23 protein-coding genes and 1 pseudogene are annotated in these 25,699 nt (G+C 71.1%); 13 read left to right on the top strand and 11 right to left on the bottom strand.

Annotated elements, in window-relative coordinates; translation table 11 throughout:
• Positions 1–312: 312 nt before the first annotated feature.
• Both IH48_RS0113335 and IH48_RS0113330 read right to left on the bottom strand, forming a co-directional pair.
• Positions 313–630 (bottom strand): hypothetical protein, encoded by a 318-nt coding sequence (locus IH48_RS0113335; protein ID WP_030903297.1) that lies wholly within the window; start codon positions 628–630, stop codon positions 313–315.
• The gene (locus IH48_RS0113330) at positions 576–1,538 is read right to left on the bottom strand and encodes an SPFH domain-containing protein (protein ID WP_107059295.1); all 963 of its coding nucleotides are present in this window, start codon (positions 1,536–1,538) and stop codon (positions 576–578) included. Before IH48_RS0113330 ends, IH48_RS0113335 begins: the two co-directional genes overlap by 55 nt.
• 284 nt (positions 1,539–1,822) lie before the next feature.
• Here IH48_RS0113330 and IH48_RS0113325 point away from each other — a divergent pair, with 284 nt between their 5' ends.
• Positions 1,823–4,216 carry a transglycosylase domain-containing protein gene (locus IH48_RS0113325; protein WP_030903294.1) on the top strand — a complete coding sequence of 798 codons (2,394 nt, stop codon included), beginning with the start codon at positions 1,823–1,825 and terminating at the stop codon, positions 4,214–4,216.
• 104 nt (positions 4,217–4,320) lie between these two features.
• Here the strand turns inward: IH48_RS0113325 and IH48_RS0113320 are convergent, their stop codons facing one another.
• From IH48_RS0113320 to IH48_RS0113305, 4 genes are all read right to left on the bottom strand, one after another.
• Positions 4,321–6,228 carry an ATP-binding SpoIIE family protein phosphatase gene (locus tag IH48_RS0113320; protein ID WP_030903292.1) on the bottom strand — a complete coding sequence of 636 codons (1,908 nt, stop codon included), beginning with the start codon at positions 6,226–6,228 and terminating at the stop codon, positions 4,321–4,323.
• Between the two features lie 245 nt (positions 6,229–6,473).
• Entirely contained in the window at positions 6,474–7,154 is a 681-nt protein-coding gene (locus IH48_RS0113315; protein WP_030903291.1) for a DUF402 domain-containing protein, read from the bottom strand.
• 9 nt (positions 7,155–7,163) lie between these two features.
• A complete protein-coding gene (locus IH48_RS0113310) occupies positions 7,164–8,519 on the bottom strand; it encodes a class II fumarate hydratase (protein WP_030903289.1) in 1,356 nt (451 codons plus the stop codon).
• 271 nt (positions 8,520–8,790) lie between these two features.
• The gene (locus IH48_RS0113305; RefSeq protein ID WP_030903288.1) at positions 8,791–10,455 is read right to left on the bottom strand and encodes a fumarate hydratase; all 1,665 of its coding nucleotides are present in this window, start codon (positions 10,453–10,455) and stop codon (positions 8,791–8,793) included.
• Positions 10,456–10,660: 205 nt separating this feature from the next.
• Between IH48_RS0113305 and IH48_RS0113300 the strand changes: the two genes are divergently transcribed.
• A complete protein-coding gene (locus tag IH48_RS0113300; RefSeq protein ID WP_030903287.1) occupies positions 10,661–11,335 on the top strand; it encodes a DUF1707 SHOCT-like domain-containing protein in 675 nt (224 codons plus the stop codon).
• Between the two features lie 260 nt (positions 11,336–11,595).
• Positions 11,596–11,970, top strand: a complete 375-nt coding sequence (locus tag IH48_RS0113295) for a WhiB family transcriptional regulator (protein WP_030903285.1) — start codon at positions 11,596–11,598, stop codon at positions 11,968–11,970.
• Positions 11,971–12,061: 91 nt separating this feature from the next.
• Here IH48_RS0113295 and glpX read toward each other — a convergent pair whose 3' ends face one another.
• The gene (glpX, locus tag IH48_RS0113290) at positions 12,062–13,093 is read right to left on the bottom strand and encodes a class II fructose-bisphosphatase (RefSeq protein WP_030903284.1); all 1,032 of its coding nucleotides are present in this window, start codon (positions 13,091–13,093) and stop codon (positions 12,062–12,064) included.
• Between the two features lie 527 nt (positions 13,094–13,620).
• On the opposite strand from glpX, the pseudogene IH48_RS37630 reads away from it, so the two are divergent.
• Both IH48_RS37630 and IH48_RS0113275 read left to right on the top strand, forming a co-directional pair.
• Positions 13,621–14,139: pseudogene (locus tag IH48_RS37630) on the top strand (DUF4245 domain-containing protein); the annotation flags it as partial.
• Positions 14,140–14,197: 58 nt separating this feature from the next.
• Complete coding sequence (locus IH48_RS0113275) at positions 14,198–14,437, top strand: exodeoxyribonuclease VII small subunit (RefSeq protein WP_030903283.1); 240 nt, start codon at positions 14,198–14,200, stop codon at positions 14,435–14,437.
• Between the two features lie 465 nt (positions 14,438–14,902).
• Here IH48_RS0113275 and xseA read toward each other — a convergent pair whose 3' ends face one another.
• The gene (gene xseA / locus IH48_RS0113270) at positions 14,903–16,108 is read right to left on the bottom strand and encodes an exodeoxyribonuclease VII large subunit (RefSeq protein ID WP_030903282.1); all 1,206 of its coding nucleotides are present in this window, start codon (positions 16,106–16,108) and stop codon (positions 14,903–14,905) included.
• Positions 16,109–16,210: 102 nt separating this feature from the next.
• On the opposite strand from xseA, the gene IH48_RS0113265 reads away from it, so the two are divergent.
• Positions 16,211–17,221, top strand: coding sequence for a 4-hydroxy-3-methylbut-2-enyl diphosphate reductase (locus IH48_RS0113265; RefSeq protein WP_030903281.1), 1,011 nt, complete (start codon positions 16,211–16,213; stop codon positions 17,219–17,221).
• Between the two features lie 53 nt (positions 17,222–17,274).
• Positions 17,275–18,015, top strand: coding sequence for a polyphosphate--glucose phosphotransferase (ppgK, locus tag IH48_RS0113260; protein WP_030903279.1), 741 nt, complete (start codon positions 17,275–17,277; stop codon positions 18,013–18,015).
• A 59-nt stretch (positions 18,016–18,074) separates the two neighbouring features.
• On the opposite strand, the gene IH48_RS0113255 is transcribed toward ppgK, so the two are convergent.
• Positions 18,075–18,695: a DUF6542 domain-containing protein gene (locus tag IH48_RS0113255; RefSeq protein WP_051839715.1), complete on the bottom strand. Its 621-nt coding sequence runs from the start codon at positions 18,693–18,695 to the stop codon at positions 18,075–18,077.
• Positions 18,696–18,876: 181 nt separating this feature from the next.
• On the opposite strand from IH48_RS0113255, the gene ychF reads away from it, so the two are divergent.
• Complete coding sequence (gene ychF, locus IH48_RS0113250) at positions 18,877–19,965, top strand: redox-regulated ATPase YchF (RefSeq protein WP_030903276.1); 1,089 nt, start codon at positions 18,877–18,879, stop codon at positions 19,963–19,965.
• A 103-nt stretch (positions 19,966–20,068) separates the two neighbouring features.
• On the opposite strand, the gene IH48_RS0113245 is transcribed toward ychF, so the two are convergent.
• Entirely contained in the window at positions 20,069–20,650 is a 582-nt protein-coding gene (locus IH48_RS0113245) for a Uma2 family endonuclease (RefSeq protein WP_030903275.1), read from the bottom strand.
• Positions 20,651–20,895: 245 nt separating this feature from the next.
• Complete coding sequence (locus IH48_RS0113240) at positions 20,896–21,291, bottom strand: nuclear transport factor 2 family protein (RefSeq protein ID WP_030903274.1); 396 nt, start codon at positions 21,289–21,291, stop codon at positions 20,896–20,898.
• 339 nt (positions 21,292–21,630) lie between these two features.
• Here IH48_RS0113240 and IH48_RS0113235 point away from each other — a divergent pair, with 339 nt between their 5' ends.
• Genes IH48_RS0113235 through IH48_RS0113215 form a run of 5 tightly spaced genes read left to right on the top strand, consistent with a single transcriptional unit; the run spans position 21,631 to position 25,687 of the window.
• Positions 21,631–22,560, top strand: a complete 930-nt coding sequence (locus IH48_RS0113235; RefSeq protein ID WP_158710290.1) for a hypothetical protein — start codon at positions 21,631–21,633, stop codon at positions 22,558–22,560.
• 46 nt (positions 22,561–22,606) lie between these two features.
• On the top strand, positions 22,607–23,470 hold the full coding sequence (locus tag IH48_RS0113230; RefSeq protein ID WP_030903272.1) for a fumarylacetoacetate hydrolase family protein: 864 nt from the start codon (positions 22,607–22,609) through the stop codon (positions 23,468–23,470).
• 23 nt (positions 23,471–23,493) lie between these two features.
• Positions 23,494–24,423 (top strand): VOC family protein, encoded by a 930-nt coding sequence (locus tag IH48_RS0113225; protein WP_030903271.1) that lies wholly within the window; start codon positions 23,494–23,496, stop codon positions 24,421–24,423.
• Complete coding sequence (locus IH48_RS33250) at positions 24,410–25,273, top strand: SMP-30/gluconolactonase/LRE family protein (protein WP_051839712.1); 864 nt, start codon at positions 24,410–24,412, stop codon at positions 25,271–25,273. The genes IH48_RS0113225 and IH48_RS33250 overlap by 14 nt, the downstream gene beginning before the upstream one ends.
• 12 nt (positions 25,274–25,285) lie before the next feature.
• Positions 25,286–25,687 carry a YciI family protein gene (locus IH48_RS0113215; RefSeq protein WP_051839710.1) on the top strand — a complete coding sequence of 134 codons (402 nt, stop codon included), beginning with the start codon at positions 25,286–25,288 and terminating at the stop codon, positions 25,685–25,687.
• The last annotated feature ends 12 nt before the right edge of the window (positions 25,688–25,699 follow it).

Genomic DNA, 25,699 nt, shown 5'->3' with positions numbered 1-25,699 from the left:
GCACTGGCCCCGGTGCCCGAGGCGCGTGCGCTGCGCCCGCCCCGCAGCCGTGTGCGCCGGGCTGCTCGGTGCTCCCGCCGGGCGGGCGCCTCGGCCGGGACGGCCCGGACCGTGCGCGGCGCGCACGGGGCCGCCGGCCCCGGGCGTCGGCGTTCCGCCGTGACGCGGAGGACGCGGCGCCCATGGCCGGCCGCCGCGGGCGCACGCTCGGCCTCGGGTGTCCGCCGCCCCGCGGCCCGCGCTGGGGGCCAGGGGCCCGTTGTTCAGGGCCGTGGCGCCGGGAGGCCGCGCGCGGCGGCGCGGAGCGACTCCTCAGGGCTCCGGGCCGTCCCGCCGCGGTGGGCGCCCCCTGCGGGGGATGGGGCCCGCGCCGCCCGGCAGGCGGCCCGCCTCGGACAGCGCGCGGCGCAGGACGAACTCGATCTGCGCGTTCGCGCTGCGCAGCTCGTCCGAGGCCCAGCGGGCCAGTGCCTCGTACACGGCGGGGTCGAGACGCAGCAGCACCTGCTTGCGGCTCGCGCCCCCGCCGGCGCCCCCGCCCCCGCGGTCCCGCTCGCGATCACCTGCCGCGTCCGTCACTGGTACAGCGTGCCGGTGTTGACGATCGGCTGCGCCGCCCGGTCCCCGCACAGCACCACCAGCAGGTTCGACACCATCGCCGCCTGCCGCTCCTCGTCGAGCACGACGATGTCCTCCTGCCGCAGCCGCTTCAGCGCGGCCTCGACCATCCCGACCGCGCCGTCCACGATCTGCCGCCGCGCCGCGACCACCGCGCCGGCCTGCTGGCGCTGGAGCATCGCGGAGGCGATCTCCGGGGCGTACGCGAGGTGCGTGAAGCGCGACTCGATGATCTGCACGCCCGCCGCCTCCACCCGCACCGACAGCTCCACGGCGAGCTTCTCCGTGATCTCCTCCGCGTTGCCGCGCAGCGAGAGCCCGCCCTCGTCGTGCGCGTCGTACGGGTACTCGATGGCGATGTGCCGCAGCGCGGCCTCCGTCTGCGTGCCGACGAACTCCAGGAAGTCGTCGACCTCGAACGTCGCCTGCGCGGTGTCGCGGACCTTCCAGACCACGACCGCCGCGAGCTCGATCGGGTTGCCGTACGCGTCGTTGACCTTCAGCACCGGCGTCTCGTGGTTGCGCACACGCGTGGAGATGCGGCGCCGCGTCGTGAACGGGTTGACCCAGCGCAGCCCGTCCGTGCGGATCGTGCCGCGGTAGCGGCCGAACAGCTGCACCACCCGTGCCTCGCCGGGCGCCACCATGTTCAGCCCGCGCATCGCCACGATCGCGGCGATGATGAGCACGATCCCGCACGGGATCAGCGCGGCCTTGGTCGTGGAGTCGTGCGCGGCCGCCGCCACGGCCAGCAGCGCGACGCCGGCGCAGAGGCCGAGCAGCCCGAGCAGCAGCGCGAGCCCGCCGTGGATGCTGCGGGCCGTGAACTCCTGCACGCCGGTTCGCGGCATCTTCGGCACGTCGGGCGCGCCGCCCTCGTGCGTGCCGTCCTTCTGTGGAAAGTCGCTGGTGGAAGCCATGTCCGTATCCCCGTCCGTCTCCTGCGAGCCTCTATCGATTGTCTAGCATTGTGATATCAGATTACACCGCTCGGCAACCCTTCTGGTCTCTCGGGAGTCGGTTCCATGTGAAGCGGGTGGTTCTTCTCACGCCCGCGAAGTCGGACCTGCCCACGTTCGCCACAGGACACGGTGTTAGCTTTCTGAGCTGATTTGCAGTTTGTTCACAGCCGATTCCGGCGACGGCGACGGGGGCCTCGACACGGGTGACCGGTACCGAGACCTGAGAGCGGAGCGACACATCGATGGGCCGAGCTGAAGAACGACGCGCGCGCCAGCAGGCGACGCGCCGGGCCGGTCACCGCCAGCAGGGCCACGGCAGCCGCCGCCGGGGCAGCCAGGCGCAGAAGAAGAGCTTCATACGCAGACTCTTCACCTGGAAGAAGGTCGTCGGCACGCTGCTCGGCCTGATCGTGGTGGCGATCGGCGGCTTCATCGTCATCTACAACATGGTCCAGGTCCCCGCGGCCAACGCCGCGGCGAAGCAGCAGAGCAACGTCTACAAGTACGGCGACGGCAAGGTCCTCGCCAGGACCGGCGAGGTCAACCGCGAGATCGTCGGCATCGACCAGGTGCCCAAGGGCGTCCAGCACACATTCGTCGCGCTGGAGAACAAGACCTTCTACCAGGACTCCGGCGTCGACTTCAAAGGCACCGCGCGCGCCCTGTTCAACACGGTCACCGGCAAGGGCAAGCAGGGTGGTTCGACCATCACCCAGCAGTATGTGAAGAACTACTACCTGAGCCAGGACCAGACGGTTTCCCGCAAGCTCAAGGAACTGGTGATCTCGCTCAAGGTGGACCGCAAGGAGTCGAAGAACGACATCCTCGCCGGATACATCAACACCAGCTACTACGGCCGCAACGCGTACGGCATCCAGGCCGCCGCGCAGGCCTACTACGGCGTCGACGCCTCGCAGCTCACCGTCAACCAGGGCGCCTACCTGGCCGCGCTGCTGCAGGCCCCGAGCCAGTACGACTGGGCTGTCGCGAGCCCCACGGGCAAGAAGCTGGTCACGGCGCGCTGGAACAAGGTGCTGACCAACATGGTCTCCATGCACTGGCTGTCCGCCCAGGACCGCGCGTCCATGAAGTTCCCCGTGCCGCAGAAGCCCAAGCCGCCGAAGGGCGAGGCGGGGCAGACCGGTTACCTCGTCGACGCGGCGAACAAGGAGCTGGAGAGCCACCTGGAGGACCAGGGCGCGTCACCGGCCGACGCGCAGGCGCGCGTCGCGGCCGGCGGCTGGACGATCACGCTCAACATCGACCGTGGCAAGGAGAAGAAGCTGGAGGCCGCGGTCAAGAGCCAGCTGACCTCCAAGTTCGACAAGAAGAAGCGCCCGCGTGACGCCGACGCGCAGGCCGGCGCCGTCTCGGTCGACCCGAAGACGGGCAAGATCGTCGCCATGTACGGCGGCCAGGACTACCTGAAGCACGCGACGAGCAACGCCACGCGCCAGGACTTCCAGCCCGGTTCGACGTTCAAGCCGGTCATCCTCGCCACCGCCCTCAAGAACGGCTCGCAGACGCAGGACGGCAAGCCGATCAACGCGAACACCATGTACGACGGGACCAGCGGACGGCCCGTCGTGGGCAGCAGCATCGCCTTCGCGCCGACGAACGAGGACCACGTCAACTACGGGAAGATCACCGTCCAGAAGGCCATGGACGACTCGGTCAACTCGGTCTTCGCCCAGATGGGCGTCGACGTGGGCATGCCCGACGTGCTCAAGATGGGCAGCACGCTGGGCATGAACATGAAGAACCAGAAGCCGTACCCGTCGCAGACACTCGGCACCATGGGCGCGAGCCCGCTCCAGATGGCCGGCGTGTACGCGACGTTCGACAACCACGGCAAGCTGGTCACGCCGGCGATCCTCAAGTCCGCCGAGCACGGCGGGGAGAAGGTCTCGCTGCCCGACCCGATCGGCGACCAGGTGCTGAAGCGCTCGACCGCCGACGCCGTCACCTCCGTGCTGACCGGTGTGGTCAAGAGCGGTACCGCCACGATGGTGCGCAACGACAACTACCAGGTCGCGGGCAAGACCGGTACGTCGGAGAACGACGTGTCGGCCTGGTTCAGCGGCTTCACGCCCAACCTGGTGACCTCCGTCGGCCTGTTCGGCGAGGCGGCCAAGGCAGAGACGGTCGAGGGGAAGAAGTACCCCCAGTACGGCCACGTGCCGCTGACCGGCACCGGCGGGCTGACCGCGCAGGGCGGCCGTGTCAACGGTGGCGGCTACCCGGCCCAGATCTGGAACGCCTACGTGTCCAAGGCCGAGACGGCGAAGGGCAAGGCCGGCAAGTTCGACCTCGAGACCGACCAGGGCGCCGGCGTTCAGCCGAGCAATTCGCCGTCGAACACCGTCTCGCCCAGCAACTCGCCGAGCGAGACGCAGTCGCCGACCCACTCCGCGAGCCCGCCCGCGCCGCCCACCTCCAGCGCGCCGGCGTCGCCCCCGGCCTCGGCGACCGACGGCGGCAACCCGTCGGACACGGCGGAACCGCCTGGCGGCTCACCGTCCTCGCCGACGTCGTCGACCTCGCCGCCCTACACACCGCCGGGCAGCGGCAACGGCGGTAACGGGAACGGCAACGGGAACGGCAACGGCGGCGGAGGCCTGCTCGGCGGCGGATAGCGGCCGGGCGGGCGGGGGCGCAGGACCCACGCACGAGGGCCCCGGCCCGGCGCGAGTACACGCGCCGGGCCGGGGCCCTCCTCAGTTCCGGGACGCGGGCCCCGTCAGCTCCCCGTCGGGATCTCGAACCAGACGACCTTGCCCGTGGACAGGCGCGTCGCACCCCACCGCCGTGCCAGCCGGTTGACGAGGAAGAGCCCGCGGCCGCCCTCGTCCGTGTCGCGGGCGCGCCGCTGCCTCGGCAGCTGCGGCGAGTCGTCGCCGACCTCGCACCGCAGCACGTCCGTGCGCAGCAGCCGCAGCGTCACGGGCCGCTCCGCGTACCGCACGGCGTTCGTCACGACCTCGCTGATCAGCAGCTCCACCGAGTCGCTCAGGTCGTCGAGGCCCCAGCGTGACAGCGCCTTGCGGGCCAGCCGGCGTGCCCGGCCGGGCGCCGCGTGCTCAGGCTCAAGGAACCAGTACGCGACGTCGCTCGGCGCGATCCCGTCGAAGCGGGCGGCGAGCAGCGCGATGTCGTCGTCCCTGTCGCCCGGGCCCAGCACGTCGAGCACGTCGTCGCAGAGCGCTTCGAGCGGCGGCGCGTGGTCGGGGCCCGTAAGCCGCGACGTCGCCTCCAGACGCTCGCGCAGCTGCTCGATGCCCGTCCACACGTCACGCAGCCGGGACTCGACGAGGCCGTCCGTGTACAGCAGCAGCGTCGCCCCCGAGGGCGCGTCCAGCTCGACCGCCTCGAAGTCGACCCCGCCGACGCCGATCGGCGCGCCCGGCGGTACCTTCAGCACCTCCGCGTGCCCGCCCATGTGCAGCAGTATCGGCGGCGGGTGGCCCGCGTTGGCGATCGTGATCCGGTGCGCCACCGGGTCGTAGACCACGTACATGCAGGTCGCCATGCGGTCCGTGCCGAGCCGCTGCGCCTGCTCGTCCAGGTGGTGCAGGACCTCCTGGGGCGGCAGGTCGAGCCCGGCGAGCGTCTGCGCAGTCGTGCGGAACTGGCCCATGACCGCGGCCGACGTCATCGAGTGGCCCATCACGTCGCCCACGACGAGCGCGACCCGGCTGCCGGGCAGCGGGATCGCGTCGTACCAGTCGCCGCCGACCCGCGCGGTCTCCGCCGCGGGCAGGTAGCGCGAGGCCAGCCGCACGCCCGTGGGCTGCGGCAGGTTCTCCGGCAGCATCGTGCGCTGCAACTCGTCGGCGATGTACGCCTCGCGGCCGTACAGCATCGCCTTGTCGATGCCGAGCGCCGTGTGCGTGGCGAGCTGTCCCGCCACCAGCAGGTCGTTCGGCTCGAACACCGCACGTTCCGGCCTGCGCAGGAACACCGCCGCGCCGATCACGCGCCGCCTGCCGCGCAGCGGCGCGAGGATCACCCGGTGCCCGGACGGCAGCAGCCGGTTCTCGCCGAGCAGCTCGGGCAGCGCCTCACGCGCCGTGGGCGCGTCGCCGAACAGCGGACGCACGCCGCGCAGCACCTCGCCGAGCGAGCCGCCCATCCTGACCTCGCACAGCTCCGCCGCGGGCAGCACGTCGCTGCCGGGGTCGAGCAGCAGCGAGCTCGTGGACGGCACGCCGGACAGCTCGGCGAGATCGGAGAGCTGCGGCGGGATGCCGTTCAGCGTCTCGACGTCCTCGCCCGACAGGCGCAGCCGGTCCGTGCGGCGCAGCCGCAGCACGAACGGCGACACCGGCCGCTCGTCACCGACGGGCAGCGGGTCGCGCAGGTAGACGAGTATCGCGTCGGAGAACGTGGGCACCGTCGCCCGGCACAGGCCGAGCACGATCTCGTCGAGATCCATGCCGCGCGCGATGCGCCGCGTCGCAGCGCCCACGAAACGGAGCATGTCGCCCTCGCGCCTGGCCCCGACCCCCGGGTCGAGCCCGGGGCGCGGCGGCGCCGCGATCGGCGCCTGGCCGGCCTCGCCCGGCCCGTCCAGGCGCGGCCTGGCGCGCTCCTGGGCCCTGGCGGCCAGGGGCTGCCGGCCTTCCTTGGAAGTGGGATGCTCCGTCACGCGTGGAATTCCGTCCGTCCGGGCCGATGCCGATGGTGCGGGGCCGGTGCCTCATGGGCACCCGCTCCGGCAGGGAGCGGCCGGTCGCTGGTCCGCATGGTCCGCCTCCCCCTCGTCGTGGTACTCGGCTTTCTCACGTCCGCTGCGTATGACTTGCGATCAGGTCGCGCGCGAGGAGCGCCTCTTGGGGCCCCGTGGTCGGGACGGCGATCCTACGTTTCGACCCTGTGACTCCACCAAGGGTCTCACGCCGACGGCACGGGCGGAGCCGACGCGATCCGGTCCCAGTCGCCGGGGAGTTCGGGCACGGGCCAGGCCGGATCGGGCCGCCAGTCCTCCCACCCGTCCGAGAACGGCGACGCCCACGCGGCGATCGAGGCAAGGGCTTTGCGCCCGGCCTCCTCGACCGTCCCTGCCTGGTCCGCATCCATCAGTCTGTCCTGCCGTGCCTGCGCGAACTCGTCCTCGTCCCGCCACCGCCAGGTGCGGTCGGGGAAGACGTCGATGTCGAGGAAGTGGTCCTCCGAGTCGACGGTGCCCGGCCCGCGGGAGTAAGGGCTCTCCAGATTGACGTACCAGCTCTTGAAGCGCCAGCCGTCGGCCCACCACAGCCACACCGACCACGGCTCTCCCGGCCGCATCAGCGACAGGATGCCGTTGCCCGACCAGGGGACGCGCTTGACGGTGCGCGGCGCCGTGTAGCGGCTGGCGAGCGGCTCCTCGTACGGCAGCCGGCCGTTGAGCAGGACGGGACGCACGCACGGGGTGCCGGGGGAGAGCCAGAGCGCGAGGACGTCGGCGTCGTCGCGCGCCACGGTCACGGGGCGGCAGATGTGGATGCTCTCGCCCGCGTTCTCCCGGTAGCGCCACAGGATCTGCGTGCCGGGAGCCCAGTACTGCCCTTCGCTCGCTCTGGTGTCCGTCATGCGCAGATCCTACGGGTGCGTCATGCGCAGCACGTCGAGCGCCTCGTCGAGCTGTTCGACGGTCACCTCGCCGCGTTCGACGTATCCGGACTCCAGTACGACCTCCCGGATCGTCTTCTCCTCGGCCAGCGACTTCTTGGCGACCTTCGCCGCCTCCTCGTAGCCGATGTACTTGTTCAGCGGCGTGACGACGGACGCCGACGACTCGGCGTAGGCGCGCGCCCGCTCCTCGTCGGCCTCGATGCCGTCGATCGTGCGGTCGGCGAGCAGGCGCACGACGTTGGCCAGCAGCCGCACCGACTCCAGCAGGTTCTTCGCGATGACCGGCAGCATCACGTTCAGCTCGAAATTGCCCGCGGCGCCGGCCGTGGCGACCGTCGCGTCGTTGCCGATGACCTGCGCCGCCACCTGAAGGACGGCCTCCGGGATCACCGGGTTGACCTTGCCCGGCATGATCGACGAGCCCGGCTGCAGGTCGGGCAGCCGGATCTCGGCTAGGCCCGTGCGCGGCCCCGATGCCATCCAGCGCAGGTCGTTGGCGATCTTCGTGAGAGACACGGCGAGCGTCCGCAGCTGCCCGGACGTCTCCACCAGGCCGTCGCGCGCTCCCTGCGCCTCGAAGTGGTCGCGCGCCTCGGTCAGCGGCAGCCCCGTGACGCGCGCGACCTCGGCGATGACCGCGGCCGCGAACCCGGGCGGCGTGTTGATCCCCGTGCCGACCGCCGTGCCGCCGAGCGGCAGCTCCGCCAGGCGCGGCAGCGAGGCGTCGAGCCGCTCGACCGCGTAGCGCACCTGGGCCGCGTACCCGCCGAACTCCTGGCCGAGGGTGACGGGCGTCGCGTCCATCAGGTGCGTGCGGCCCGCCTTCACGACGCCGGCGAACTCGGCGCTCTTGCGCTCCAGCGAGGCGGCCAGGTGGTCGAGGGCCGGCACGAGGTCGCGCGTGACGGCCGCGGCGGCGGCCACGTGCAGGGACGACGGGAAGACGTCGTTGGAGCTCTGGCTCGCGTTGACGTGGTCGTTGGGGTGGACGGGGCGGCCGAGGCGCTCGCCGGCGAGCGTCGCGATCACCTCGTTGGCGTTCATGTTCGACGAGGTGCCCGACCCCGTCTGGAAGACGTCGATCGGGAAGTGGTCGTCCCACTGCCCGTCGGCGACCTCCTCGGCGGCGGACTCGATCGCTCGCGCGATGTCCGCGTCGACGACCCCGAGCTCGGCGTTCACCTTCGCGGCCGCGGCCTTGATGCGGGCCAGCGCCTGGATGTGGGCGCGCTCGATGCGCTGCCCCGAGACGGGGAAGTTCTCCACGGCGCGCTGCGTCTGGGCCCGCCACTTGGCGCGCGCGGGGACCCGCACCTCGCCCATGGAGTCGTGTTCGGTCCGGTAGGCGGGCGCGGAGCCGAGCGCCGCCGAGCCGTCCGGATGATCGCCCGCGGTGCTCGCCCTGCCGCTCTCCTCGCCGCTCGCCGTGCCGCTTGCCGTGCCGTTCGCCGGGTCGCTCGTCATCTCTCGTCGTACCTCCTGCACCACGTCAGCGCCGCCCCGCCCATACGTGTTCCCCGCGCGACGCGTCTCACATCCGGGCCACGCCCGGCGCCCGGGCCCGGGGACCGCTCGGCGCGGCCCCCGGATGCGGTCAGGCCAGGCCCGGGCCGCGGACCGGGATCGACGTGAACGTCGGCGCGGGTGCCGGCTCCGTGAAGAAATCGTTGCCCTTGTCGTCGACGACGATGAACGCCGGGAAGTCCTCCACCTCGATCCTCCAGACCGCCTCCATGCCGAGCTCCTCGTACTCGACGACCTCGACCTTCTTGATGCAGTCCTGCGCGAGCCGGGCCGCGGGGCCGCCGATCGAGCCCAGGTAGAAGCCGCCGTGCGCACCGCACGCGTCCGTCACCTGCTTCGACCTGTTCCCCTTGGCCAGCATCACCCTGGAGCCGCCCGCCGCCTGGAACTGCTCGACGTAGCTGTCCATGCGCCCGGCCGTCGTCGGGCCGAAGGAGCCGGACGCGTACCCGGTCGGTGTCTTCGCCGGGCCCGCGTAGTAGACCGGGTGGTCCTTGAGGTACTGCGGCATCTCCTCGCCCGCGTCAAGGCGCTCCTTGATCTTGGCGTGCGCGATGTCGCGCGCCACGACGAGCGGGCCCGTCAGCGACAGGCGCGTCTTGACCGGGTACTTGGTCAGCTCGGCGAGGATGTCGTCCATCGGCCGGTTCAGGTCGACCCTGACGACGCCCTCGTCCGACAGGTGCTCGTCCGTGGTCTCCGGCAGGAACCGCGCGGGGTCCGTCTCCAGCTGCTCGAGGAAGACGCCCTCGGCCGTGATCTTCGCGAGCGCCTGGCGGTCGGCGGAGCACGACACGGCGATCGCCACCGGCAGCGACGCGCCGTGGCGCGGCAGCCGCACGACGCGCACGTCGTGGCAGAAGTACTTGCCGCCGAACTGCGCGCCGATGCCGATCTTCTGCGTCAGCTCGAAGACGCGCTGCTCCAGCTCCTTGTCCCGGAAGCCGTGCCCCACCGGCGAACCCTCCGCCGGCAGCTCGTCCAGGTAGTGCGCCGATGCGTACTTGGCGGTCTTCAGCGCGAACTCCGCCGACGTGCCGCCCACGACGATCGCCAGGTGGTACGGCGGGCAGGCGGCCGTGCCGAGGGAGCGGATCTTCTCCTCCAGGAAACGCATCATGGCCGCCTCGTTGAGGATCGCCTTCGTCTCCTGGAAGAGGAACGACTTGTTGGCGCTGCCGCCGCCCTTCGCCATGAACAGGAACTTGTACGCGCCGCCGTCCGTCGCGTACAGCTCGATCTGCGCCGGCAGGTTCGACCCGGTGTTCTTCTCCTCCCACATGGTGAGCGGAGCCATCTGCGAATAGCGCAGGTTGAGCTTCGTGTAGGCGTCGAAGATGCCGCGGGAAAGGGACTCCTCGTCACCGCCGCGCGTGAGCACGTTCTGGCCGCGCTTGCCCATCACGATGGCCGTGCCGGTGTCCTGGCACATCGGCAGCACGCCCGCCGCCGCGATGTTCGCGTTCTTCAGGAGGTCGAGTGCGACGAACTTGTCGTTGGACGACGCCTCGGGATCATCCACGATCCGGCGCAGCTGAGCGAGGTGCGTGGGGCGCAGGTAGTGCGAGATGTCGTGCATGGCCTCGGCCGCGAGCGCGCGCAGCGCCTCCGGCTCGACCTTGAGGAACGTACGTCCGTCGGCCTCGAAGGTGGAGACGCCCTCGGCGGTCACCAGCCGGTACGGCGTGGTGTCCTCGCCCGTGGGCAGCAGATCGGAGTACGCGAACTCAGGCATGTTGGAGCCATTCCTCACTCGACGGGCCGGCGGCTGCCCTCGTCATCGGCAGCGTCCTGGCAGCCCTCCCAGCGTAGGACGAGCCTGTGACAGCGCTTGTGTGAGGTGTCGCTCATCTCGCGCGGTACGCGCTCGTCCGTGCCACGGCACGCCGGAACGCGATAGCCCCTAGTCGCGATCTATCGCGTTTCGCTAGTCTGGCTCCGTGGACCTCGAAAAGCACCCCCAGAAGCCCGTGGCGCCGACGGAGCCCGCGGGCATCCGGGCCTCCGACGCCGACCGCGACAGGATCGCCGACATCCTCAAGGAAGCCCTGGCCGAGGGGCGCCTCGACGCGGAGGAGCACGGCGAGCGCGTCGACGCGGCCTACCGCGCGAAGACCGTCGGCGAGCTCGAGCCCCTCGTGCGCGACCTGCCCGCGGCCGGCGGTGCGCCCCGTCCCGCGCCCGCTCCCGGGGGCGAGGGATACGGATACGGCCCCGAGGACGCGGCGCCGGCGGAGAACCTCGTCGCCGTGTTCAGTTCGACGACGCGCAAGGGCCGCTGGCGCATCGGCCCCCGGACGAACGCGTTCACGCTGTTCGGCAATGTCGAGATCGACCTCACCGAGGCGCTGTTCGGGCAGCGGCGCACGGTCATCAACGCGACCTCCATTTTCGGCAATGTCGAGGTGCGCGTGCCGGAGAACATCTCGCTGCGCGGCAACGGCACGGGTGTTTTCGGCAATTTCGAGGTGAAGACGCTCGAAGCGGCCGACCCGGACGCGCCGGTGGTCGTCGTCAACGGACTGTCGGTTTTCGGGAACGTGGAGGCGAAGCCCAAGAGGGGCAAGCTGATCGCCGACCTCCACGACCGCCTGCGCAAGCATCTGGAGCGCTGACGCCGCGCCCGCGCCGCGTGCGCGGCGTTTTCCGGGTCTCGCAATCGCCGGTCGCAATTGCCGGAGTCCGCACGCCCGGGCCTTTCCGGTCCGGGCGTTTTCCTTTGCCCGTACTTCGGCCGAATCGGGTTCCACGTCCGGTATTTCGTACTGCGTTCCGGGCGCCGGAACCGTGCGCCACGCAGTGCTTAGGCACGCGTACAGCGGGTAGGGACCCCAGCATCGTCTCTCGCTCGCGAAGCCGTCGTCAGGAGTAGACCGTGCTGCATCTGCCGCAGAAGCCACTGCAGGTCGCCGCCGCTTTGTCCCAGCACAACCCCACGCGGGAGGATCAGGCAGGGCCGTGGCACTCGGAGGCCGTGTGCCGCCGGGACGAGGCCGGACTCTTCTTCGCCCCCTCCAAGGAGCCGACCGCCGCGAGGCTCTCGCGCGAGGACGCGGCGAAGCGCGTCTGCGCCCGGTGCCCCGTCATGGTCGACTGCAGGGAGCATGCGCTGGTCCAGCCCGAGCCGTACGGCGTCTGGGGCGGCCTCACGGCCGCCGAGCGCCGTGTCGTGCTCGCGCGCCGCAGGCGCAGGGACACGGAGCTGCGGGCGGCCGCGTCGACGTCGGGGCGCATAGCCGCGGCCGGTTGAGCCGGCCGCCCTTCGCGGGTACGTGAGGTGCCCCCGCCGCACAACGGGGGCACCTCACGCGTGTTTCCGCGGTGGCTGCGTGGCCGTTCGGCTACTTGGCCCGGTCGAAGTCGATGGCGCTGTACGCGCGCAGCTTCGACAGCCGGTGGGTGGAGTCGATCTGCCGGATCGTGCCGGACTTCGACCGCATGACCAGCGACTGCGTCGTTGCCGTCTCCGAGCGGTAGCGCACGCCGCGCAGCAGTTCGCCGTCCGTGATGCCCGTCGCGACGAAGAACACGTTCTCGCCGCTCACGAGGTCGTCCGTGGTCAGGACGCGGTCGAGGTCGTGGCCCGCGTCGATGGCCCGCTGCCGCTCCGCGTCGTCCTTCGGCCACAACTTGCCCTGGATGACGCCGCCGAGGCACTTCATCGCGCAGGCGGTGATGATGCCCTCGGGCGTGCCGCCGATGCCCATGAGCAGGTCGACGCCGGTGCCGTCCCGCACGGCCATGATCGCGCCGGCCACGTCGCCGTCGGAGATGAACTTGATGCGGGCGCCCGCTTCCCTGATCTCCTTGACGATGCCGTCGTGGCGCGGCCGGTCGAGCACGACGACGGTCACGTCCTCGGGCGAGGAGCGCTTGGCCTTCGCCACGCGGCGGATGTTGACGGCGACGGGCGCGTTGATGTCGACGAAGTCGGCGGCCTCGGGGCCCGTCACCAGCTTGTCCATGTAGAAGACGGCCGACGGGTCGAACATCGTGCCCCGGTCGGCCGCCGCCAGTACGGCGATCGCGTTGGGCATGCCCTTGGCGTTGAGGGTCGTTCCGTCGATCGGGTCCACGGCGATGTCGACCTCGGGCCCGCTGCCGTCGCCGATGTGCTCGCCGTTGAACAGCATGGGCGCCTCGTCCTTCTCGCCCTCACCGATCACGACGACGCCGTTCATCGAAACGGTGGACACGAGGGTGCGCATCGCGTTGACGGCGGCGCCGTCCGCGCCGTTCTTGTCGCCGCGGCCCACCCACCGCCCGGCGGCCATCGCGGCGGCCTCCGTGACGCGGACGAGTTCCAGGGCCAGGTTGCGGTCGGGCGCCTCGGGCGCCACCTCCAGCGGCGGCGGCAGGTGATGATCGGTCATCGGTGCGCGCACCTTTCTGCTGCTCGGCAGTGCTCTGTCGGCACTGCGGTGCCGGTCGGTGAGTCGGGGTGACGGCCCTGCCCGCTCCCCGGTAGGGAGAGCGGATGATCCGACTCTATCGGGAAGTCGCCAGATTGAGCAGTGGGCCCCACGGATGAGCGCGCGGTCGAGGTGCGACCATATGGGACGTGGCAGGCGAAGAGCAGCAGGGCACGACGGCGCGGCAGCCGAAGGCGGCGGAGCGGACCGAGGGGGAGCACGCGGGCCAGGAGCGGGCTGCCCAGGGGCGGCCCACCGAGGCACCCACCCCGGGGCAGCGGACCGCGTCCGTGGCCGACCGCCCCGTCGACGACGGCGACGGCGACGTGGCCGACGCGAGGAGCGGCGCCGCCGAAGGCGGAGCCAGTGGCGATGGCGGCAGCGCCGGGACCGCGGGCGGCGCAGGCGCGGGCGGCGCGGGCGCGGGCGGCGCGGGCGCGGGCGGCGCGGGCGCTCGCGGCGCGGGCGCCGCGAGCGCGAAACCGCGCCGAGGCAACAGGTCGATCTCGGGCCTGATCCTCTCCCTGCTGGTCATCGGCGCGGCCGCCGCGGTGATGTACCTCTTCATCCCGCACAACGACAAGGCGACGCCCGTCAAGCGCGTCGACTACCGCGTCGAACTGATCACGGCCCGCCGCGCCGCGCCCTACCCCGTCGCCGCGCCCGTGGGCCTGCCGAAGGCGTGGAAGCCGACGTCGGTCACGTACCAGCAGGACAAGGGCGCCGCCTGGCACATCGGCTTCCTCGACCCCCAGGGCCAGTACGTGGCCATCGAGCAGTCGACGGCGCCCGCCAAGGGGTACGTGACGAGCGTGAGCCAGAACGCCACGAACACCGGCAGGACGCAGCGGGTCGGCGGCGAGGAGTGGCAGCGCTGGAAGGGCGGCCACTACGACGCCCTGGTCCGCAGGACGGGCAAGGCCACCACGGTCGTGACGGGCACGGCGCCGTACGCGGACCTGGCGAAGATGGCGGCGGCGCTGCACTTCGAGCAGACGAAGAGCTGAACGGGGCTTCCGCCGTCGCGGAGCCCGGCTGTCGGTGCCCGCCTCTAAGGTGGGATCCATGGCCAAGACGGATACGGGCGCCGAGCCGGAGCCGACGAGCGCGCTCGGCTACGAGCAGGCGCGCGACGAGCTGATCGAGGTCGTGCGCCGCCTCGAAGCGGGCGGCACGAGCCTGGAGGCGTCGCTGGCGCTCTGGGAGCGCGGCGAGGAGCTGGCAAAGGTCTGCCGCCACTGGCTGGACGGCGCGAGGGAGCGCCTGAACGCATCCCTGGCGACGGAGGAGCCCGCGGAGGACTGACACGCGGCGCCGCCGCGTCGCCCCGAACACGGTCGACACCCGTGCAGGGCCGTCCCGACGGCCTTGGCCGCGCCGGGCCGCTTCCGGCCCCACCGTCCGCAGGGCACTGGACGGTCCGAGTCGTCCATCCGAGCCATCGCATTCCGCGCACGGGGGCCGCACGGCGGCCGTGACCGGCCTGACCGATGGGGTCCGTTGCCCTTCGAAGAGCGTGCCGCCGGGGACCCGCAGGCGCTTCCGGGCCACCTCTGGCGGGCTGCCCCGGCAGAGAGCACGAAGCCCTGATCCGCCCGGCCCGCACCCCCGCGGGTGCGCTGACGGGGCTGTCACGCGCGGGTCGCCACGCGCCAACCGTCACGCGGCCGTCGGTGGTCCACCGGGGCCGCCGGTCCTGACCACTCCCCGCCGCGGCCGGGCCGCGGGCGCCACTCGGCGGCGATGATGCCGCTTCCGGCGGCCCGTGCGTCAGTCCGCGCGGACGGGGAACTCGCCCTCCGCGACCCGCGCGCGCAGTGCGTCGCCCTGCGTGACCTGGCCGGGCGAGCGGACCACCGTGCCGTCCTCGCGCTGCAGCACCGCGTACCCGCGCTCCAGCGTCGCCGCCGGGGACAGCGCCACCACGCGCGCCAGGGTGTGCGACAGCTCCGAGTCGGCCCGGTCGAGCAGGTGGCGCAGCACGCGGCGGCCGCGGTCCGCGAGGGCCGTCACCTCGGCCTCGCGCTCCTCGACCATCCGCTGCGGCCGCTCCATCACCGGCCGCGCCAGCGCGTGCGCGAGGCCGCGCTCCTCCCGTTCCAGCAGCGCCCGCACCGTGCGCAGCGCGCGGTCCCGCAGGCCGTCCACCCGCTCCAGCTCCTCGCCGACGTCCGGCACGACACGCTTCGCCGCGTCCGTGGGCGTCGACGCCCGCACGTCGGCGACCAGGTCGAGCAGCGGCGAGTCCGGCTCGTGGCCGATCGCCGACACCACCGGCGTGCGGCACGCGGCCACCGCCCGCACCAGCTGCTCGTCCGAGAACGGCAGCAGATCCTCCACGCTGCCGCCGCCGCGCGCCACCACGATCACGTCGACCGCCTCGGCCGCGTCCAGCTCCTTCACCGCCTGCACCACCTGCGCGACCGCGTTGACGCCCTGCACGGCCGTATTGCGCACCTCGAAGCGGACCGCGGGCCACCGGCGGCGCGCGTTCTCCAGGACATCGCGCTCCGCCGCCGACGCACGCCCGCAGACCAGGCCGACCAGCTGCGGCAGGAACGGCAGCGGCCGCTTCCTGTCCTGCGCGAAGAGCCCCTCGGCGGCCAGCGACTTCTTGAGCTGTTCGAGCCGCACGAGCAGCTCGCCCATCCCGACCGGCCTTATCTCCACGGCCCGCAGCGACAGCTGGCCGCGCGGCGCATACCACTCCGGCTTCGCGTGCACCACCACGCGCGCGCCCTCCGACACGACGTCCGCGATCGCGTCGAAGACCTGGCGGTAGCACGTCACCCCGACCGAGATGTCGTACGAGGGATCGCGCAGCGTCAGGAAGACCACGCCGGCGCCGGGACGGCGGGAGAGCTGCGTGATCTGACCCTCCACCCACACCGCGCCGAGCCGGTCGATCCAGCCGCCGATCAGCCGCGACACCTCGCCGACGGGGAGCGGGGCCTGAGGTGACGTTGTCAGAGCCATACCACCGAGCGTATCGGCCGCCTACGACACCGCCGCCGAAGTTGTCCACAGCCCCCTGAGGGTGATCCCGCGCGGCCGGACACCACCCGTACGATGGTCCGCATGACTGCAACGCCCGACCCGTCAGCCGCGTCATCCGCGTCGTCGTCCGCCGCCGGAAAGCGCGTCCTGCTCGCCTCGCCGCGTGGCTACTGCGCGGGTGTGGACCGCGCCGTGATCGCCGTGGAGAAGGCTCTGGAGCAGTACGGCGCCCCGGTCTACGTCAGGCACGAGATCGTCCACAACAAGTACGTGGTGAAAACGCTCGAGAAGAAGGGCGCCATCTTCGTCGAGGAGACGGCCGAGGTCCCCGAGGGCTCGATCGTCATGTTCTCCGCGCACGGCGTCGCCCCTGTCGTGCACGAGGAGGCCGCCGCGCGCAACCTCGCCACGATCGACGCCACCTGCCCCCTCGTCACCAAGGTGCACCGCGAGGCCGTGCGGTACGCGAAGGAGGACTTCGACATCCTCCTGATCGGCCACGAGGGCCACGAGGAGGTCGTCGGCACGTCCGGCGAGGCCCCCGAGCACATCACGATCGTGGACGGCCCGGCCGACGTGCCCGACGTCGAGGTGCGCGACGAGTCCAAGGTCGTCTGGCTCTCCCAGACGACGCTGTCCGTGGACGAGACGATGGAAACTGTCGACCGGCTGAAGGAGAAGTTCCCGCAGCTGGTCTCGCCGCCCAGCGACGACATCTGCTACGCCACGCAGAACCGCCAGATCGCCGTGAAGCAGATGGGCTCGGCGGCCGACCTGGTGATCGTCGTCGGCTCGAAGAACTCGTCCAACTCGGTCCGCCTCGTCGAGGTCGCCCTGGGTGCGGGCGCGCGCGACGCGCACCTGGTCGACAGCGCCGAGGAGATCGACGAGGCGTGGCTCGACGGCGTCACCACGGTCGGCCTCACCTCCGGGGCCTCCGTGCCCGACGTGCTGGTCGAGGGCGTCCTCGAGTGGCTCACGCACCACGGCTTCGAGGATGTGGAGATCGTCAAGGCCGCCGAGGAGTCGATCACGTTCTCGCTGCCCAAGGAGCTGCGCAGGGACCTGCGCGCGGAGCTCGGCACGTCCTGAAGGCACCCGCCACCCGCCACCCGCCGCCGGACGCCTGGCCTTAACGTAAGCCCATGAATGTCTTCGGAGTGGACATCGGCGGCTCTGGCATCAAGGGCGCGCCCGTCGACCTGGCGGCCGGCGACCTGGCGCAGGCACGGCACAAAGTACTCACCCCGCACCCGGCGACGCCCGAGGGCGTCCTCGAAGGCGTCGTCGAGGTGGTGCGCCACTTCGACTGGTCGGGCCCGATCGGCATCACGTTCCCCGGCGTGGTGACGGGCTCCGTGGTGCGCACGGCGGCGAACGTCGACAAGTCGTGGGTCGATGTGGACGCCGGGGCCCTGGTCGGGGACCGGCTCTCCATGCCGGTCGTCGTCATGAACGACGCCGACGCGGCCGGCGTCGCCGAGATGGCCTTCGGCGCCGGCCGCGGCCGCAAGGGCGTCGTGATGGTGCTGACGTTCGGCACGGGGATCGGCAGCGCGCTCTTCCACGACGGCGTGCTCGTGCCGAACACGGAGCTCGGCCACCTGGAACTGCGCGGGCACGACGCGGAGAAGCGTGCGTCCGCGAAGGCGAAGGAGGACGAGGACCTCAGCTGGAGCCGCTGGGCGCGCAACAGGGTGCAGAAATACCTGGCCCACCTGGAGATGCTGTTCTCGCCCGAACTGTTCATCATCGGCGGCGGGGTGAGCCGCAAGGCGGACAAGTTCCTGCCGCGCATCGAGGGCATCAGGGCGGAGATCGTCGCCGCGGAGCTGCAGAACAACGCGGGCATCGTCGGCGCGGCGATGACGGCGGCCCGCCACTGACCACCCGCCGCGCCCGAGGCCGCGCCGCCCGACGCGCTCGCTCCCCGCGGGCTCGTCCCTCAGCCGCGGCGCGGCCCGCGCACGACGGCGCGCACGGCCGCGTCCGACCGCGCGGCCTCCGCCGCGCGCGCCGCCGCCTTCCTTGACTGCCGCCGCCCCATCTGCCGGATCTTCCGCACGGAGGCGATGACGCCCGCGATCAGCGTGCCGCCGTACAGCCAGCCGGCGTGCATGGCGAGGGCTGTGACGACGCCCATGACGTTGCCCGCGAAGCCGCCGGCGCCGGCGGACAGCGGCACGGTGCCGGCGGCGAACGCGATCGGCACGGCGATGGGCGCCGTCACCAGGTCGGCCTCGCGCACCCACAGCGCGGTCGCCGCGCTGACGGGCAGGAACAGCACGCCGAAGAAGGCGGGGGAGTCGCCGAAGATCAGATCGTCCACGAAGCCGAGGAAGACCATGGCGGCGGTGGCGAACAACCCGGTGCCAAGACCGGTGAGGCGCGGGTTCGGGAGTCTGCGCACAGCGGCCACCACGGGCGGCACCCGCCGCCCGGAAGCGGACGAGGCGCCGGGCGCCACGGCCGCCCGGTACGTGCCGGCCGGCTGCGCGTAGCCGCCGCGCGCCAGGTGGGAGGCGGGGGTGCGGCCCTGGGGTCGACGTGTCCTGTGCTGCTCCACCGGACCAACGTAAGTGGCGCGGGGTGACGAACCGGGCACGGGACACGCCCTTTGGACGACCTTGGCACTGCGTTCGAGGAACCGACCGGTGACGTCGTGGCCCGGCGCGCCCGTAGACTTGACAGCCGGCATCACCCCGCAGGTACCCCAGCCCACCCCACCCACAACGGAAGTCGCCACCGTGTCGCTCACGATCGGAATCGTCGGTCTGCCGAATGTCGGTAAGTCGACCCTGTTCAACGCCCTGACCAAGAACGACGTGCTGGCGGCCAACTACCCGTTCGCCACGATCGAGCCCAACGTGGGCGTGGTGGGCGTGCCGGACCCGCGCCTCGCGAAGCTCACCGAACTGTTCGACTCCCAGCGGACCGTCCCGGCGACGGTCGACTTCGTCGACATCGCGGGCATCGTGCGCGGGGCATCGGAGGGCGAGGGCCTCGGCAACAAGTTCCTGGCGAACATCCGCGAGTCCGACGCGATCTGCCAGGTGATCCGGGCGTTCAGGGACGAGAACGTCGTCCACGTGGACGGCAAGGTCTCGCCGAAGGACGACATCGAGACCATCAACACCGAGCTGATCCTCGCCGACCTCCAGACCATCGAGAAGGTCCTGCCGCGCCTGACGAAGGAGTCGCGCATCAAGAAGGACATCCAGCCGAAGGTCGCGGCGGTCGAGGAGGCCCAGTCCATCCTCGAATCGGGCCAGACGCTCTTCGCGGCGGGCATCGCCCAGGGCACGGAGCGCGCGGAGCCCCTGCACGACCTGCACCTGCTGACGACGAAGCCCTTCCTCTACGTCTTCAACGTGGACGAGGAGGAGCTGACGGACGACGCCTTCAAGGCGGAGCAGTGCGCACTGGTCGCCCCGGCCGAGGCGATCTTCCTCAACGCGAAGCTGGAGTCGGAGCTCGTGGAGCTCGACGACGAGGAGGCGCTCGAACTTCTCCAGTCGGTCGGCCAGGAGGAGCCGGGCCTCGCCACCCTGGCCCACGTCGGCTTCCGCACCCTCGGCCTCCAGACGTACCTCACGGCGGGCCCCAAGGAGTCCCGCGCCTGGACGATCAAACAGGGCGCCACGGCCCCCGAGGCGGCGGGCGTCATTCACACGGACTTCCAGAAGGGCTTCATCAAGGCCGAGGTCATCTCGTACGACGACCTCCTCGCCACGGGCTCGGTCGCCGACGCCCGCGCGGCGGGCAAGGCCCGCATGGAGGGCAAGGACTACGTGATGAAGGACGGCGACGTGGTGGAGTTCCGGTTCAACGTGTAGCGGGTCCGTTGCTGAAGGCCAGCCATTTCGTCATAATGCTGGTCGCAGGGGTCGGACTTGGGAGTCCGGCCCCTACCGCATTCCGTCCTGACCTGGTGCCGGCTCAGCCGCGGCGGGGCGGAGCGAGCTTCTCCAGGTCAAGGTTGATCTCGAAGGGCACCGGACGGTTGAGCGAGCCCCTGAAGATGCCAACGGGTACATAGGTGGCGGTTGGCTCGTCGAGTTCGTAGACGTGGACGATGGGTGCTCCGTCCTCGTCCTCGATGCGCCAGTAGTGCGGGATGCCGGCCTCCGCGTATTTGTGCAGCTTTACCGTGCGGTCCCGGTGGGCGGACTCGGGCGAGACAACCTCGACGGCGAGTCGTACTTCATCCGGTGCGAACCAGGTGCGGTCACCGTCGAAGAAGGCCGTCGTCACCAGCAGATCCGGCTCAGGCCGATTGCGTTGATCGAGTTTGATGGTCATCTCCCGTCCGACCCTTACGTCGGCCGGAGCCTGCTCCATGAGAGCCACGGTGAGCATCGTGACGAGATGGCCGTGCCACCACCGCTGCGGGGACATCATGAATACGAGGGCTCCGTCGATCAGCTCGGTGTGGCGCGGTGCTTCCGGGAGGCGGTCCAGGTCCTCCGCGAACCAGCCTTCCGCGCGCGGCGGGCGCATCCAGTCGGGCAGTGCGGTCATGGCTCAACCGTAGCGACTCGGAGAGGTCCGGGCCACGAGGTCGACGACGGCCGAACCGGAAACCGCCCTCGTCGCCTGGCACAGCAACCCTGCGAGCGTGGGTGCGAGGCCCGGATGGCCGTACGCCTGGTGGTCAGCCCTCGGACCGGAGCGGCACGAACCGGACCGCTTCGAAGAGGGCATCGCGTGCGACCCGGGCGAGTCGAAGGATGCCACTGGTGATAAAGAAGTCCCGGCAATGAGATTTATGGGCGCAGCGGCGTCCGTCTGGCTTTTACCGTGCGGCGGGTGATGCGCCACCCTGCGTCGGATCGTTCGACGCGATCCTCATAGGTGACACTTCGCGCAGTCCCATCGACACCGATGCCGATCCCTTTTGAAAGGCAGCGTGCGACGTCATCGGTGATCTCATCCAGAACGATGTTGGTGACATGGTGGGCCACCGGGTTCCTGTCATCAAGGGCCAGCACCCATTCCCGCATGGCCGCCAGCCCGTTGACTTCTCCGCCACCGAAGTCGCTCACGTCGTACACGACGCCCGCGGTGAAGATCTCATGCAGGCTGTCGAGCCGGCCCGTGTCGATGAGATAGCCGTGCCGATTGATGAGGCGGGTTATTTCCTCGCGGTCCTCGGTGTTCACCAGATCTCCCTTTGCGGTAACCGAAGGCATTACCCGACTACGCGCTGGACGGAGTCGCTGGAATCTAACACGTCATTCACCTGACCGGAGCTACCGAGTCGGAACCGCCCCGTTGCCCGAGCGGTCCGGAGGTCCGGGGCCGGCCCCGTGGTTCGCCAACGGGCTCCTCTGCCTTCGCCCAGCGGCTCGGTCGGATGTGGCGCGGCCCGTAGCGTCCCTTTCCCGGACGTGAGCCGCACCAACCGTTCATGTCGGGGGCCTGCCGCCCGCTGCCGGGCGCCTCGTGCCCTCCCGGAGGGTATTCAACCGCTTCCTTCGCTTGCTTCTGAGGTGATGACCGTGACCGACGTTGATCAGACGACTTCCGGCCCGGTGGACCCGGGATTCCCGGTGTTCGACCCCGACGCCCTGCTCAGGAACGTGCTGGGCATAGAGCCCGAGCCGCTGCCCGACTTCGACCCGCCCGAGCTGACACCGATGAGCGTCCCGCTGCGTGAGGCGACGGTCGGGCTGCTGGTGTCCTGCGGGGCCTACTTCCCGGACCAGCCGCGGCTCAGGCAGCACAGCGACCTGTCGTACCGGCTGCTGCCCAGGGAGCGCGAACTGGACGACGTGCTGTTCGGGCACATGACCCCGATCCGCGCCTTCGCGCTCGCCGACCCCAACGTGGCCTACCCCAGGGACACCATGCTCGACCTGGAACGGGACGGTGTCATCGGGCGTTACGCGGCCGACGCAGTGTCGATGGTCGGCTCGATCAGCCAGTTCGACGAGCTGGCGACCGAGGTCGCTCCCCGGATCGTCGAGGAGTTCAAGGCAATGGGGGCCGACCTCGTGCTGGTGCTGCCGTTCTGCCCGCAGTGCCACGTGGCCTTCGGGGTCCTCGCCCGGGCGATCGAAAAGCGGGGAATCCCGACCACCAGCATCACCACACTCCACAAGCAGGCCACTCACCTGAAGCCTCCCCGCGCCTCGTTCCTCGACTTCCCGCTGGGTTGCACGGCCGGCCGGCCGCGGGAGAAGGCGCAGCAGCGGGAGATCGTCAAGGCCGCGCTGCACCGTGCCGAGCAGGCCGGAGGGGACTGGGAGCTGAAGCGGCTGCCGTTCCAGTGGGCGCCGGACGGCAACCGGGAGTGGGAGGCCCTCGTCGCGGACATCTACCGCCTCGACAACGCGGTGCGCGGCTCCGTCCTCGAGAACGCGGCGGCCCACACGCAGGTCCTGGGCGGCGGGAACGAACGTGAGTTCGCCATCAGATGTGCCTGCTGACCGGTAAGCCATCCACTCACGCGGAAGCGGAAGAGGAAGTGCGCTCATGCGTATCGCCAATCTCGACGGCAGACTCGTGCTCACGTACCCGGACGGCGCCGCCGACGTGGAGCGGGCGAGCGACGGGCGGTTCGCCGCGGCCCCGCAGGCGGTGTTCGCCCGCTGGGACGAGTTCGCCGACTGGGCCCGCCGCCTGCGGGCACCCCTGCTCGAACCGTTCGACCCGTGCCGGCTCAGGGCCCCGGCCCCGAGCCCCTCGCAGGTCTTCGCGATCGGGTTGAACTACGCCGACCACGCTGCCGAGGGCGGCATGCCGCTGCCGCCCGAACCGGCGGTGTTCACCAAGTTCCCGACCTCCCTCACCGGCCCGAACGGCGAGGTGAAGCTGCCGACGGCTACCGTGGACTGGGAGGCGGAACTGGTCGTGGTCATCGGCCGGCGCGCGGTCGACGTCGACGCCGAACACGCCTGGGACCACGTCGCGGGCGTGACGGCCGGGCAGGACCTGTCCGAGCGGACCCGCCAACTGGTCGGATCCCCGCCGCAGTTCAGCATCGGCAAGTCCTTCCCTGGCTTCTCTCCCATCGGCCCCGAGATCGTCACGCCCGACGAGCTTGCCGATCGCGACGACCTCGAGATCGGCTGCAGCGTCAACGGCGAGGTCGTCCAGCACGCCCGCACCAGCGACCTCATCTTCTCCGTCCCGGCCCTGATCGAGCGGCTCTCCGCGATCCTCCCGCTGACCCCTGGCGACATCGTCTTCACCGGCACTCCGTCCGGGGTCGGACACGCCCGATCGCCGAAACGCCACCTCGCGCCGGGCGACGTTCTGGAGACCTGGATCTCCGGCGTCGGCCGCCTGCGCCACACGTTCGCCGAAGGTCCGAGGCACGTCTCACGTACCGCCTGACGTCATGCCGAAGGGAAGGCCTCATGCCTCTTCATCACCTCAACGCGCTGACCATCGGCGTGCCGGACACGAAGGCCGTGCGCGGCTACTACGAGGACTTCGGGCTGGTCGGCGAGGACGACGGCTGGCTGTCGACGGGCGACGGTGGCAAGCAGCTCCGCCTGGTGCCGGCACCCCGCCGGCAGTTGCTGCACATGGAGATCGGCGTGGACGACCCCGACGACCTCGGCCGTATCGCCGGTCGGCTTCGGCGCATCGGCATCGCCGAGCCGCACGTGTCCGACGACTCGGTGACGGCGGTCGAACCGGTCACCGGCGTGCGGGTCACCGCCAAGGTGACCCGGCGGCTGGTCCAGCATCCGGCTCCGCAAGCCGCGTACAACCAGCCGGGACTCACCGGGCGGACGGAGGCCCGTGCGCCCGGCATCCTGCGCGAGGGCAGGGTGCGGCCGCGCAAGCTCGGTCACGTGGTGATCGGCTCCGTCGACCAGGCCGCCGCTCAGAGGTTCTTCGTCGACGGTTTCGGGCTGAAGGTGTCCGACGAGGTCCGCGGCGCCGCGGCGTTCATGCGGTGCTCGTCCGACCACCACAACGTGCTGGTCCAACAGGCGCCGGTCAACTTCCTGCACCACACCGCGTGGCAAGTCGACGACGTCGACGAGATCGGGCGAGGCGCGATGGCGATGCTGGAGGGCCATCCCGAGCGCCATGCGTGGGGCCTGGGACGCCACTTCATCGGCTCCAACTTCTTCTGGTACCTCAGGGATCCGGCCGGGACGTTCTCCGAGTACTACTCCGACCTCGACTGCATCGCCGAGGACGCGCTGTGGTCCCCCCGCGTCTGGGAGGCGGACAAGGCGCTCTACAGCTGGGGGCCGCCTCCCCCGCCGTCCTTCGTCGACCCGGAGGACCTCGCTGCCCACATGACCGGAGCTCACAGTGCGACCGGCTGAACCGGGACGGCACGCCGCGAGCCGGTACGGCGACGGGCTGACCTTGGGCGAAGGGCCCCGGTGGGACGGTGGGGCGCTGTGGGTCTCGGACCCGCAGAAGGGCGGGATCTGGACGGACAGCGGCGGCACGTGGGCGTTCACGCCGCTGGCGGCGCAGTCGAACGGACTGTGGTTCCTCCCCGACGGCCGCCTCGTCGGCGCGGTCATGCGCGAGAAGCGCGTCGGGCTCTGGGACGGAGCCGGCTTCGGGCCGTACGCCGACCTGTCCGCCGTCGCCGTCGGGCCCCTCGGGGACATGGTCGGCGACCGCCACGGCGGTCTCTACGTCGACGACGTCGGCTACGCCGCACACCTCGGTGAACGGCCGCGGCCAGGCCGTCTGATCCATGTCGCGCCCGATGGGCGGGCGACGGTGGCGGCGGACGAGGTCGACTTCCCGAACGGGCTGGCGATCATCGACGACGGCCGCACCCTCGTCGTCGCCGAGACCTGGGCCCAGCGGTTGACCGCCTTCACCATCGGGACGGACGGGCGGCTCGCCGACCGGAGGCTGTTCGCCGACCTCGCCGCGGTCGTGCACCCCGAAGCGCGCCCCGACGGGATCTGCGCCGCCGCGGACGGCGTCTGGGTCTGCACGCTCACCGCGCACACGGTCGCACTCGTCAGCCACTCCGGCCTGTCCGCCCGGATCGGCACGGGTGACGGCCAACCGGTCGCGTGCTGCCTGGACACGGCCGGGCGGCTCTTCGTGACCGTGGCCGAAACCGGCGGCGGCACCGTCCTGGAAGCAGTCGCAGGCAAGACCCTCACCTCCCATGTCGACGTGTACGAACCGGCCGGAACCCGCTGAGGAGGATCACAGATGACAACCACCCGGGACGGAACCCTGCCCGACCTTGAGGACCACCTGAAAAGGCTGCGCCGGGTGCAGCTGTACATGGTGCGGATGGACATGAGGCATCCCGTGGACTCGCCGATGGAGTACCTGACGCCCCATCTCCAGGAACACATCCTCTGGCTCGAAGCGCAGGAGAAGAACGGTGTCCTGTTCCTGTCCGGTGCCAACGCCGCCGGCGAGGAGTGGGACGGCAGTGGCACCGCCATCATCAGGGCGCCGTCCCTGGAAGCCGCGGTGGCCATCTCCGAGACGGAACCGTTCCACCGGGAGGGCCTCCGCGTGAACACCGTGCACGGCTGGCAGCTGAACGAAGGAACCGTCCGTCTCAGCTTCAGCTTGTTCACCGACGAGTTCAGCCTCGGCTGAAGACGTGAGGAC

The sequence above is a fragment of the Streptomyces sp. NRRL F-5126 genome, from assembly GCF_000721265.1.
GTDB lineage: Bacteria > Actinomycetota > Actinomycetes > Streptomycetales > Streptomycetaceae > Streptomyces.
This window is presented reverse-complemented; position numbering and strand designations above follow the sequence as displayed.